Origin of the sequence: Asaia krungthepensis NRIC 0535 (assembly GCF_025995175.1) — a bacterium.
Lineage (GTDB): Bacteria > Pseudomonadota > Alphaproteobacteria > Acetobacterales > Acetobacteraceae > Asaia > Asaia krungthepensis.
Window position 1 is genome coordinate 1 of record NZ_BAPV01000008.1, and the last position, 11,861, is coordinate 11,861.

General features: G+C 56.7%; 9 protein-coding genes and 1 tRNA gene. 6 read left to right on the forward strand and 4 right to left on the reverse strand.

Translation table 11 applies throughout. From position 1 onward, the window contains the following. Nucleotides 1–1,079 precede the first annotated feature (1,079 nt). The 6 genes from AA0535_RS05545 to AA0535_RS05570 all read left to right on the forward strand — a co-directional run bounded on the left by AA0535_RS05545 (nt 1,080) and on the right by AA0535_RS05570 (nt 7,747). The gene (locus tag AA0535_RS05545; protein ID WP_264814924.1) at nt 1,080–2,444 is read left to right on the forward strand and encodes a Hint domain-containing protein; all 1,365 of its coding nucleotides are present in this window, start codon (nt 1,080–1,082) and stop codon (nt 2,442–2,444) included. Nucleotides 2,445–4,299: 1,855 nt separating this feature from the next. Further along, a complete protein-coding gene (locus AA0535_RS05550) occupies nt 4,300–4,818 on the forward strand; it encodes a hypothetical protein (RefSeq protein ID WP_264814925.1) in 519 nt (172 codons plus the stop codon). Then, nucleotides 4,815–6,497, forward strand: a complete 1,683-nt coding sequence (locus tag AA0535_RS05555; protein ID WP_264814927.1) for a hypothetical protein — start codon at nt 4,815–4,817, stop codon at nt 6,495–6,497. Before AA0535_RS05550 ends, AA0535_RS05555 begins: the two co-directional genes overlap by 4 nt. Before the next feature lie 54 nt (nt 6,498–6,551). Next, nucleotides 6,552–6,869, forward strand: coding sequence for a hypothetical protein (locus AA0535_RS05560; RefSeq protein ID WP_264814929.1), 318 nt, complete (start codon nt 6,552–6,554; stop codon nt 6,867–6,869). Nucleotides 6,870–6,955: 86 nt separating this feature from the next. Beyond that, the gene (locus AA0535_RS05565) at nt 6,956–7,450 is read left to right on the forward strand and encodes a lysozyme (protein WP_264814930.1); all 495 of its coding nucleotides are present in this window, start codon (nt 6,956–6,958) and stop codon (nt 7,448–7,450) included. 48 nt (nt 7,451–7,498) lie between these two features. Continuing rightward, on the forward strand, nt 7,499–7,747 hold the full coding sequence (locus AA0535_RS05570) for a hypothetical protein (protein ID WP_264814931.1): 249 nt from the start codon (nt 7,499–7,501) through the stop codon (nt 7,745–7,747). A gap of 705 nt (nt 7,748–8,452) precedes the next feature. Here AA0535_RS05570 and AA0535_RS05575 read toward each other — a convergent pair. The 4 genes from AA0535_RS05575 to gatC all read right to left on the reverse strand — a co-directional run bounded on the left by AA0535_RS05575 (nt 8,453) and on the right by gatC (nt 11,853). Further along, nucleotides 8,453–8,545 (reverse strand) — tRNA-Ser (locus AA0535_RS05575). A gap of 88 nt (nt 8,546–8,633) precedes the next feature. Next, entirely contained in the window at nt 8,634–10,091 is a 1,458-nt protein-coding gene (gene gatB, locus AA0535_RS05580) for an Asp-tRNA(Asn)/Glu-tRNA(Gln) amidotransferase subunit GatB (protein ID WP_264814933.1), read from the reverse strand. Beyond that, nucleotides 10,088–11,566, reverse strand: coding sequence for an Asp-tRNA(Asn)/Glu-tRNA(Gln) amidotransferase subunit GatA (gene gatA / locus AA0535_RS05585; protein ID WP_264814934.1), 1,479 nt, complete (start codon nt 11,564–11,566; stop codon nt 10,088–10,090). The genes gatB and gatA overlap by 4 nt, the downstream gene beginning before the upstream one ends. Further along, on the reverse strand, nt 11,566–11,853 hold the full coding sequence (gatC, locus tag AA0535_RS05590) for an Asp-tRNA(Asn)/Glu-tRNA(Gln) amidotransferase subunit GatC (protein ID WP_127102495.1): 288 nt from the start codon (nt 11,851–11,853) through the stop codon (nt 11,566–11,568). Before gatC ends, gatA begins: the two co-directional genes overlap by 1 nt. Between the last annotated feature and the right edge of the window lie 8 nt (nt 11,854–11,861).

The window sequence follows — 11,861 nt, forward strand, 5'->3', positions numbered from 1 at the left end:
CCCCCAACATCACAGCTGGGATAGAATCACACCAGCAGCCCCTGACCAAAGGGGTTTTTCGACCCCTCCAGGTGCAGCGGCCCCAAGTAGCATTGCGAAGCGACCGAGACATCCACGTCACCCAGCAGCGTTTCATCTGAAAAGCGTTGCTCCAATCAGGGTACTAAGGGGCAGGCAAAAGAAGCAATCTCCCCGGACCGGATAAACACCCACGTAATAAGAAATCTACACTCTAAAGAGTCATAAACGGGCTTATGTCTTCCCTTGCAATGCCTGATGCCGGGCGACGAACTTAAAAACAATTTCCCGATACGCCCCGAATAGCAGAGGCGCGGGTCAAACCGGGGGTTACCAGCTTCCTGTCAAAAAATTTGCAAGAAGACGGACCCGATACGAGACAATTATTCCGATATTCATTCAACCAAAGTGTGCCACAACCACGATAAATGGCGTATATTATAAGTTTACATAACGCCTCCAGAAGACGAGATGAGCCAACTTACACGCGCGACTTTATACAATTCCTTGCTCTCGCACACACTCGGTGCCGGAACAGGTAGGTATACAGTTTTGCCCAGGGATAGGGCACACAGCGCGCGGGTTGCAGCTGCAGCAATTAGGGCGATCGATCCATGGGACCGCGTGGATTGATGAGCATTTTGTGCCATCCCATTATCGCCGCCAGGTGGTGGGATTTGCACTTGCGAGAACAGACGAGCAGCCGGTGATACCCAGCCCGGCGTAACGGTGGGGTGTATGCCGGCGAATCCGGTGAGAAATCGGAATGCCCTCGGCAGCATGAGGAGAGACGATCGCTCCGTACATGGCTCGTAACGCGATGATTCTTGAGGGGCCAATTCCGGCGAGAGATCAATCGTGCGTCGACCGATAATCCCGCTTGAACGCGGGTATCAAGAAAAGGACCCCTCGTAGAGTTGGAACGCATGTCACCTAAATATCTGAATTGTCAGCAGAACCCAATATTTGGATATCACTTTTGTTTTCTGTAAACATTTGTATGAAAATAAGAATTCGATCTGGTGTACTGAGATACAGAAATCGTCACCAAGGAAAAAAAGATGTCATTACCTACGTCTGGAAGCTACAGCCTCGTAGTCGCGACGATTACTACCTCGACAACGCAACCCTCGCTGCAAGGCCCGCACGATGTGACGTTCGGTGCAGGGACGTTCACAACCAGTGGAAAAACCTACACATACAACAAGGTGTGGGGCGTTCAGGGGTCGGATATTGTCATACTCAGGTTGTCGACTGGCGCTTATATGTTACTCAGCGATCCGAACGGTTATACGAGCGGCATATCCCTAAAATACAATTCGAGCACTAGTCCTACGACATGGACGATCAACTACAACAATCCAATGCTTGAAAATGCGACCCTCTATGAAGGAAATGACAACTTCGTTCCCCATTATGAGAGCCGGCCACCCTGTTTCCTGTCCGGGACAGAAATCCGCGCCGGAAACAAGATCATTGCCATCGACAACATCCGGATCGGTGACGAGATCGACGTATTTGGACATGACGGTGTGCATTCCAGGAAAGTGGTTTGGGTCGGCAAGTCGCATATGACAGTCAAGACCGGCTGCAGGCCAAGCACTGCTGGATATCCGGTCTGCATCGTTCGGGGCGCGATCGCTGATAATGTTCCTTATCGGGATATGAGAGTGACACCGGAGCATTGCATGTTCTTTGAAGGGAAGTTCTTCCCGGTGCGGATGCTCGTGAATGATCGCACGATTTACTATGATCGCAATTATGCTTCTTACGACTACTATCATGTCGAGCTGGAGCAGCACTCAGTCATCATGGCTGATGGCACGTTGACCGAGAGCTATCTCAACACAGGACACGTGTCGTTTTCGCGTGGCGTCATTGATAGTGAAAAGAGCTGGTGCCATGATGCCGCTTTTCCGCTCGATACATCGCGCGATTTTGTCGAACCGATCTTTCGCAGGCTAGAGAAGCGGGCAGAGGTTCTGGGTGTTGCGCCGCAACCGTCCATTATCGAAGAAGCACGCGAGACGCAGACTTTCATCGAAACCTCCTGCGGCAAAGTGATCATGCCCCTACGTCGGTCAGGCAACCGTGTGGTGTTCCAGATTCCGGAATCTGTCACTGAGCTTACATTACGATCGGACTCGGCACGACCTTGCGACACCATCGGAGCATATGTCGATGATCGTCGGGAACTCGGCCTACTCGTTGGAGAGCTTGAATTGTATGACGCTGACGGAACTCGTCAAATCGATCTTGCAACAATCGATTCCATGCCCTGCGGATGGCATAGCAGCGAATCTTCCGAGACACGTTGGACGGACGGTGCGGGACAATTGAGCTTGCCTGAGCGCTCAGGCTCGGGGGCCGCTTTGCTCTCGGTTGAGATTCTCGCTACCGGAGCGCTCCCGTCGGCACAGTCATAAAGCCAGTCCCCCGTCTCTTGTCGCCCGTCACAAGAGATGGATTAAATTATGGCGACCCGGCATCAGCCGGGTCGCCGAATTCTGACCCGGGGAGGGGCGGTGGACAGCACCCGCGTTTAGATAATTTGCTTGAAGTTGCTGCGGCAGCTCTCGTGTCTGGCAAGCGGGACCGGCTATTGCTGTGGTCGGCCCTTTCGGTAGTTCAGACGGCACAAACCAAGTCGAACGATGCCCTATATCCTTAATCCTGCTGTGGGCTCACTCTGCATTCCAGGCCTGAGCGAGCCAAGAAATTGCGCGCCATCATCTTTCAACGGACCATTTCCTAGAACATGGCTCGTATGACAAAACAGGTGCGGAGAATCGCGACTTAGAGGAAACATAAAAGTTATCGAACGGTGTAACTATTTAATTAAAAAACTATGTTTTACTATAGATATGGCATGTTTGCATTTTCAGAAAATAATTTTAATCAATGATAATATAAAAATAACTTGTTATTTATCATAGTATTCTATTTAATATCATTTTATTTTAATTGTCTATATCATGAGCGACTTAGTGTGCGGTAATTTCTTAGCCCAACTCCGCGGCACATCCTTCGTTTAACAGCTCGCGTAGATATGCCTCGGAGCGGATGAGCCGAGCTTCCCCCCGTCGCGAGAGCCTATATAGCGCGTCCCGGCAGGAACTATTCGATAACCCTATATCAGGGTGATCGTTACCAGCGCCGTACTGGCGAGGGGCACGATAAGGCCACCCCTCGCCTCAAGCCGGGCCGTTAACCGCAGTCTCTCTGATCGATCCTTTGCGAGACCGGGGCATGACATTTGGTATACGTGCAAGCCGTATGGCTCTCCGTCCGACGGTTACAGCGAGGCCGGGAATACGGAGCTATCTTCAGACACTTCGTTCGAGTCCTGTATACTGAAAAGCATTCAAGTACCCAGCTTTTCCGTGCTCGATAATAGGACATGCAACGAGCATAAGGCTCTTTCAGGCGCCCACGAACCGTTGCGGATAAGAGATTGTGGAAACGGTTTGCTGTACGGTGAAGCAAATGTTTTGGATTGGCACCCAGAGAAACGCTAGATGGTATTCCGGGCCGCCCTGACGGATCGATAAGGAAAGATATTCGATACGTCTTCTATTTATCCATTTCTTTTCGACGGTAATATGTGCTATATATCATAAATATATCAGGATAAAATTTATCTCTGCCAAATGATCGCTTCCTGAATATGCTATTTTCTCGAATAAACTAACGATCTCCCATTGAAGGTCGCGGCCGTTCGATCAGCCGAAGAGCCCCATGCAGGAATATTGATCTTTCCGCATAGGAGTTCCTTCGCCTCTCGGTCCACTCGGCGATATTCCCTCAAAGAGGCCCAAATACTAGCCCGTTGTCGCCTCACACTTATGACGATGGAATTTGCACCTTGGGATCCGTCACCGCCGCAGTCTCCTCAGACGCACTGAGACAACTCGGCAGGTTCCTACAACGCTCAGCCACGTTGCTCACCTTCCTCACCCTAAGATGATATGGCTCTTTCATCGCTCAGTCCGGGCGATCCTTCGAGATTTTTGGGCGCGTTGCGGGGTCGCGAAGTCGATTACCCGAGGGGGCGATCTGTCTGTGTGGATCGCTCAAAGCACACTCCCTCGGCAAGGAGCTGGCTTAACCAAATCCGCAGGAATGCCAACTGAGCTCCCCCTACCACGACGACAAGCCAAGGCACGCTCAATGCCACAAGGGGTGGCAAGAGTATGAGGCTAACCCTCCAATCCCCTCCCCCTTTTCCGACCCTGCACAGAAGAGATCCATCGCAGAAATCGGATAACTGGAGATCACATCATGACATGGCGCCCCGTCGTCAACATCCTGCGCCCCGAGCCTGTCGGGGGCGCGGAGTCCTTTTGCATGCGTAACACGCTCGTCTGGCCCTCCTCCGATCTGAAGAGCGGTGGCGATTACAGCATCGATTTCGAGCATCTGCTCGCCCCCGGTGAATTTGTGACAGCCTTCCGGTTTGAGGCGGGCGGGGCCGATCTGGCCTGGACTAATCTATTCGGCAACATCGCCACCGCCTGGATGCGCTGGAAGGCCTCGGGCACGCAGAGCGTGACCGTTTGCGCGCTGACAAGCGAGGGCAATACCCGGCAGGTCGAAGTATCGATCACCATCTCTCCTCGGGAGGCACTTTATCCAGCCATTTTGCCTTATGGGCCCGGGATAGCCACGCCACCGGGCGGCACGCTCTCGAGTGCGGCGATGGATTCGTGGCTGCGCTCCCTGCCGACCGCACCGCCCGAGAGCGGCACCGGCTGGTTCAATAATGCGGGCATTCCCACCCGGCTTGGAGATCTGACATGAAGCGTTTCACCCTCATGGCCCCTTCCCTGCTGGCCGGGCTGATCCTGCTTGGCACGGCAGCCCATGCGCAGCCGCAATTCGCGCCGCCGCGCGGCCTGCCAGCCTCGACGCCGGTCGGCACCGCAGGCGCGACGCTTCAGACCATGCAAAGCGGGATCGAGCGCAACGCGCGCGATATCGAGACGCTGGGCAAGTCAGGCGTGACACAGGCGGCTCTTGCCGAGGCGCTGGGGGGCTATCTGAGCGCCAGCCAGGCAGATGGCCTCTATGCCACACAAGCCGCCCTGACGGGCTATCTGCCCCGCTCTGGCGGGACGATTGACGGCACGAAGGGCAAGGGGCTGAGCCTGACCAACCCGAACCCGAAAATGGGCTCTGACGGGCTCGCCCATCTCGATTTCGCCTCCCCCATGGCCAATGAACTGACCCTGACCGCCAACGCGCCGGGATCGAATGTGCTGGCGGTCGATAACACGGCGGCCAATGGATTCACGGCCATCACCTTTCGCGGCAATGACGCCAATCTGAGCGCCCTGTCCGGCAAGGACGTGAATTTCGAGCACGCCGCCGTGGGCTATGGCGGCAGCCTGGCCTATCAGATGGGCAAGGGCTACGCCTTCACGGAAATCAGCCGTTATGACGGCACGGCCAATCCGTTCCTCGCACCCGTGGCCTGGATGATGCAGCATACCGGCGCTGAGTTCACCTCGTTTCAGGAACGGTTCATCGACACCGCCGCCGGGTCTGTCACCGTGACCTGTCACGGCTGCACCTTCCCGGCTGGCATTGACGGCCAGGTCATCGACGCGCCAACCGAATACGGCCTGTTTGCCCAGCCCACCACCATCAAATCCGGCGCAGGAACCGCCACCCTTACGGTGTCGAGCCCGGCCAAAGGCGGGCGGGCCAATGTAATCGGGCGTTTCGGGCCGACCGCGTATCATCAGTATGACAGCAAGGTCTGGACCGAGATGGGAAACGAGGACTGGTACACCTACCCCTCGGCCTATGATGGCGGCTTCAGGACCTGGCCGTTCTTTTCTGCCGATTTCAACTATGGGCGCGTCGGTATCTGGACCAATCACCCGGAAGCGGAACTCGACGTTGTGGGCAATGCCATCATCGGGGCCGACCGCAACGGGCGCGTGAGTTTCGGCAATCTGGGCATTCTCAACACCATCTGCCAGCCCGGCACCGGCAACCGCAATCAGGTGGACCGCAGCACGTTTCTTGACGGGATCAACACGCTCCAGGCCATTTGCGTGAATAATCCGGGGCGCTATCGCTGGGTGGATCTGAACCTCGGCAATGGCGGGGCGGATGGCACGATTTCGGAGCAGTATCTCGACGGCTCGCGTGCGACGCGCTTTGTGGCGCATCCTGTCATGAGCCTGGCGGCAACGCGCCAACTTGGCCTGACCGATTGCGGCACGACGCTGACGGTATCGGGCAGTAATGCCCTGTCTGTCACCATCGGCACCGGGCTTGCGGCGGGGTGCCGCATTACCGTCACGCAGCTTGGAACGGGTGGCGTGACCATCACGCCCCTGAGCGGCGAGACGCTGGGCAGCTGGACCACACAGGCCCAGACCGGCCCCTATGCCCTGCCGGGGCAATATGCCTCGGTTGTGATCGAGGCCAAGACAGGCACGCTCGCCACCGTCGAGCGCGGCCAGTAATGCCCGGCGGGAGGGATCCCGCCCGGTCTGCGATGTTAGATTGCGGGGGCAAGTATGCCTGAAAATATCACCCCCCAACCCTGGTGGGTGGCGGTGGTGGGCGGAGTGCTTTTCACCGTGCGCTGGCTGATTGGTTTTGGGGCATCGAGCGCGAAGGCCACCATCGAATCACAGCGCCAGGATCTAGACCGGCTCAATGCCCGCGTGGACAAGCTCGAAGAACGCGAGGAGGAAAATCTCCAGCTGATCGAGGAACTGCGGGCTCAAAATGCTATGCTCAGAGCCGCACTCGGGCAAGCCGGTTTGACGCTTCCCGCTCACGCTCCCGCCGATCGCCAGCAAAAGCGCCCTGATACAAGCCATGAGCCATGAGCCATGAGCCATGAGCCATGAGCCATGAGCCATGAGCCATGAGCCATGAGATTCCGGATCATGGGCGTCAACACAAGGGGAATATAATGTCCGGTTCACTGGAAATCGCGCTCGCCCTGCTGCGTCGCGACGATATTGAGGGCCTGCGTCTCTCGCCCTATCTCTGCCCGGCAGGCTACTGGACCATCGGCATCGGGAACCGCAACCTCGCCGACGGTAGCCCAGTCACCGCAGCAACCAAGACAATTTCAGAGGACCAAGCCGTCACGCTAGCTGGCCAGACCTTGGTCGATCTACGCGTGGCGTTACGGGCAGCTTCAGCCGTTCCTCTGACAGGATGGCAAGAGGCTGCTCTTCTGTCGTGGCAATTCAATGTAGGGAGCGGCGCAATGCGCAGTTCGACCCTCATTCGACTCCTTAATCTCGAGCACTATGTTGCCGCAGGTCTGCAATTACTGCGTTGGGACAAGGCGACGATAAACGGACGCAGGATAATCCTGCCCGGCCTGCAACGACGACGGAAGCTCGAGCTTGCAGTTTATTCCGGGCGGCCCATCGAAGGGGTGTCTTTCACAAACTGACTGATCAACCTCCCAGACTTTCCTCAACGCAAGACAGGCGAAAAATTCATGCAATTGGACTGGCGCAACTTCTATGATGCTTTCCTTCCCTTCCTGCCGGCCACACTCGCTAGCGACGTCACCCTCATAGGTACCGCGATCATAGCACTTTGCGCTGTCGCGGCGCGCTTCTGGCCGCGGCCTGTCGATGGCTCTAATTGGCTACCGCTTTATCTGCTGGTCAATCGCCTCGCCATGAACTCGCGTCACGCTGAGAATGCTGGAGATCAAAAGAATGGATACGGTGAGGAGCCGTGATCCTTATATTCGGCATATTTATTTACTAATGATGACAGCACAACCTTGTAGATAAAAACCAATAATTTTATTTTCATCCAATATTCATATAATGTTATATTGCGTATTATATACTATTAATAGCAAGATCTTGAACGTCGCGCGTTATCTAGCATTACTTACAGAACAATATTTGTACTCTATTATCAGACAACACGATCTGATATATCCCTCGTATAGATTTCGTTCTCTGGACCCATACCTAAGAATCGGCGATCATTCCACTCAGGATCATACGTGACTTAAGGTATATCTTTTATTTTAATGGCGTTGACTTACCATTTATTTGTAATAATTCTGTGGTATGCTCGATGGACCCTACTCTTCGGACGGACGCCTAATTGCCGTCATACGAATTGCAACCGTCACGTCTTAGCTATGAGCCTTCGATTCAGTCTCCAGCTGGTTCGGGTCCGAATTCTGGCGGTGCAACTATGCACGAGGAGGATTCTGGTCTGTTCGGTATCCTTACAGTGCTCTCTGGAATCAGCTTGATACGGAGGACAAGCGCAGCTTCCACCCACCAACCCAAACAAAAGATAGCAGCCGCGTATCATAAGCAGGTTCATCTCGATGCCCTGAACGAAGATCGAAGACGGCCTATCAAATTATACAGCGGCGCCAACGCTGAGTACGACCAATGGAGTAATTCAACAATTTGGAAAATGGCGGAGGGGATGGGATTCGAACCCACGGTACGGCTTGACACCGTACAACGGTTTAGCAAACCGCCGCCTTCAGCCTCTCGGCCACCCCTCCGCCTAGAGGGACGCAGTTTTCACGGCGTTTGCAGAACTGCTTCTAGGGGGATTTGAACCGCGCGTCAAACCCCCCTTTGGCAGATTTTTTACTCGGCGAGCAGCTTGACCAGGAGCTCGTTCACCATGGCCGGATTGGCCTTGCCCTTCATGGCTTTCATGGTCTGTCCTACGAAGAATCCGAACAGCTTGTCCTTGCCGCTCTTGTACTCCGCAAGCTTGTCGGCATGGGTCTGCAGGATACCGCGAATCTCGGCTTCGATGGCCCCCGTATCCGTGACCTGACGCAGCCCCTTGCGCTCGACAATCGCCGAGGCGGACTCGCCGGTCTCGAACATGTCTTCGAGCACTTCCTTGGCAATCTTGCCGTTGATCGTCGAATCCGTGATCAGCGCCAGGAGTTCGCGCAACCCATCAGCCTTGACCGGGCTCGTCTCGATGCTCGCCCCGGTGCGGTTGAGGGCTCCGAAGAAATCACCCAGCATCCAGTTCACGGCCAGACGGGCATCACTGCCCTGCGCCACAGTCTCATAAAAATCGGCAATCGCCTGCTCGGCCACGAGCACACCCGACTCATAGCGGGACACGCCATAGGTCTTTTCCAGACGTTCGCGCTTGGCCTCGGGCAATTCCGGCAGGGCAGCCTTGAGACCGTCTACCCACTCCTGCTCGATCAACAGCGGCAGCAGATCCGGGTCGGGGAAGTAGCGGTAATCATGGGCGTCTTCCTTGGATCGCAGCGACCGCGTCTCGCCACGCACATGGTCGAAAAGCCGTGTCTCCTGATCGACCGTGCCTCCAGCCTCCCAGATCTCGACCTGGCGCTGCGCCTCGATCTCGATGGACTGCATCACGTAGCGGATCGAGTTCACGTTCTTGATCTCGCAGCGCGTGCGATAGTCTTCACCCGCCTTACGCACCGAGACATTCACGTCGGCGCGCATCGAGCCCTCTTCCATGTTCCCGTCGCAGGTGCCGAGATAGCGCAGGATCTGGCGCAGCTTACGCAGATAGGCGCCAGCCTCTTCCGGCGAGCGGATATCCGGTTCGCTCACGATTTCCATGAGCGCCACACCGGCACGGTTGAGATCGATGAAGGAGCGCGTCGGGTCCTGATCATGGATCGACTTGCCAGCATCCTGCTCCAGATGCAGACGCGTCACGCCGATATGGCGCACGCTGCCATCGGCAAGTTCGATCTCGACCTTGCCTTCGCCCACAATCGGGTGCGCGAACTGGCTGATCTGATACCCCTGCGGCAGATCGGCATAGAAATAGTTCTTGCGATCGAACCGGCTCATCAGATGGATCTCGGCATTCAGCCCCAGACCCGTGCGCACGGCCTGCGCGACGCACTCGGCATTGATGACCGGCAACATACCCGGAAAGCCCGCATCGATCAGGCTGACATGGGTATTCGGCTCACCGCCATATTCGGCCGAGGCGCCGGAAAACAGCTTGGCGTGGCTGATGACCTGTGCGTGAACCTCGAGACCGACGACGATCTCCCAGGTGCCTGTGGTGCCTTCGATGTGATAGCTGCTCATGCGAACGCTCCCGCATGCAGGGCGGGTCTGTGCGTGAAGCCCGCTGCCTTTTCCATGACACGTCCGGCGGCGAACAATGTCTCTTCCTCAAAATAACGACCGATGAGCTGCAGACCGAGCGGCAGACCGTCATGGTCGAGCCCAGCGGGTAGCGACAAGGCCGGAACGCCCGCCATGCTGGCCGGGACCGTGAAGATGTCGTTCAGATAGATCTGTACGGGGTCCGTCGGGCGTTCGGAATGGGCGAAAGCCGCAGACGGCGCGGTGGGCGTCAGCAGCACATCGACCGTGTCGAAAGCATTCAGGAAGTCACGCTGGATGAGCGTGCGTACCTTCTGGGCGCGCAGATAATAGGCATCGTAATAGCCCGAAGACAGCACATACGTCCCCATCAGAATACGACGTCGCACCTCCTCGCCAAATCCGGCATGGCGCGTTGCCTCATACAACTCGTCCAGCGAGGCCGCATCGACACGCTCGCCGAAACGCACACCGTCATAGCGGGCCAGATTGGACGACGCCTCTGCCAGAGCCACGATATAATAGGTCGGCAGACCGTATTTCGTGTGCGGCAAGGAAACATCGACGATCTCGGCCCCTGCATCCCGCAGCCAGGCGATGCCCTGATCCCACAAGGCCGCAATGTCGTCGGGCAAAGTGTCCGGGCGATACTCGCGCGGAATACCAACTTTGAGACCCTTCACGCCGCGCTCGAGCGCGTCTTCGTAACGCGGGACGGGACGATCGACGGACGTACTGTCCTTGGGGTCGAAACCGGCCATGGATTCAAGCAGGATGGCGCAATCTTCCATGGTGCGTGCCATCGGCCCTGCCTGATCGAGCGAACTCGCAAAGGCGATGGTGCCAAAGCGCGAGCAGCGGCCATAGGTCGGCTTGATCCCCGTGATGCCGCAATAGGAAGCAGGTTGACGGATGGAACCACCCGTATCGGTGCCGGTCGTGCCGAGGGCGAGCCCCGCCGCCACCGCCGCAGCCGAGCCACCGGAGGAGCCACCCGGCACCAGGCTCACATCCGTGCCTTTGCGACGCCAGGGATTGGTCACCGGACCGAAAGCGGAGGTCATGTTCGTCGAGCCCATGGCGAACTCGTCGAGATTGGTCTTGCCCAGGAAAATGGCGCCGTCGGCCAGTAGATTCGACGTGACTGTGCTCTCATAGGGGGGCACGAAATCGCGCAGAATATTGCTCGAGGCCGTTGTGCGGACACCGTTGGTGCAAAACAGATCCTTGATCCCGAGCGGCAGGCCGCACAGCGATGGGGCGTTGCCTGTGGCCAGAAGCGCGTCGGCAGCGCGTGCGCCAGCACGTGCCTGATCTTCGGTCACGGTCACATAGCTGTTGATGTCGCCATCGAGCTTCTTGATCGCGGCCAGGAAGTGATCGGTCAGGTCGATTGCCGAGAGGCGGCGCTCACGCAGCGCCTTGCGTGCGGAGGCTAGGGTCAGATCATGCATCACTCGACCACCTTCGGCACAGTGAAATAAGGGCCGACAGAGTCGGGGGCGTTGGACAATACGGCATCGCGCTTGTCGCCATCGGTCACCACATCATCACGCAGGCGCGGCGTGGCCAGGCCGGTGCCGATCATGGGCGGCACGTCGGTGATATCGACCTCGTTCAGTTGCTCGACCCAGCCCAGGATGCCGCTGAGCTCCTGGCGCATCGCCTCGCATTCCTGATCACTGAGGCCAATTCGGGCCAGTTTTGCTATGCGCCTGACTGTGCGCGTTTCCAACGACATAAAGGATC

What these genes read in the sequence shown, in the direction of transcription:
- AA0535_RS05570 (WP_264814931.1), top strand. Translation starts at nt 7,499, where the DNA reads ATGCAATTGGACTGGCGCAACTTCTATGATGCTTTCCTTCCCTTCCTG.
- AA0535_RS05550 (WP_264814925.1), top strand. Translation starts at nt 4,300, where the DNA reads ATGACATGGCGCCCCGTCGTCAACATCCTGCGCCCCGAGCCTGTCGGG.
- gatA (WP_264814934.1), bottom strand. Translation starts at nt 11,566, where the DNA reads ATGCATGATCTGACCCTAGCCTCCGCACGCAAGGCGCTGCGTGAGCGC.
- gatC (WP_127102495.1), bottom strand. Translation starts at nt 11,853, where the DNA reads ATGTCGTTGGAAACGCGCACAGTCAGGCGCATAGCAAAACTGGCCCGA.
- AA0535_RS05560 (WP_264814929.1), top strand. Translation starts at nt 6,552, where the DNA reads ATGCCTGAAAATATCACCCCCCAACCCTGGTGGGTGGCGGTGGTGGGC.
- gatB (WP_264814933.1), bottom strand. Translation starts at nt 10,091, where the DNA reads ATGAGCAGCTATCACATCGAAGGCACCACAGGCACCTGGGAGATCGTC.
- AA0535_RS05545 (WP_264814924.1), top strand. Translation starts at nt 1,080, where the DNA reads ATGTCATTACCTACGTCTGGAAGCTACAGCCTCGTAGTCGCGACGATT.
- AA0535_RS05555 (WP_264814927.1), top strand. Translation starts at nt 4,815, where the DNA reads ATGAAGCGTTTCACCCTCATGGCCCCTTCCCTGCTGGCCGGGCTGATC.
- AA0535_RS05565 (WP_264814930.1), top strand. Translation starts at nt 6,956, where the DNA reads ATGTCCGGTTCACTGGAAATCGCGCTCGCCCTGCTGCGTCGCGACGAT.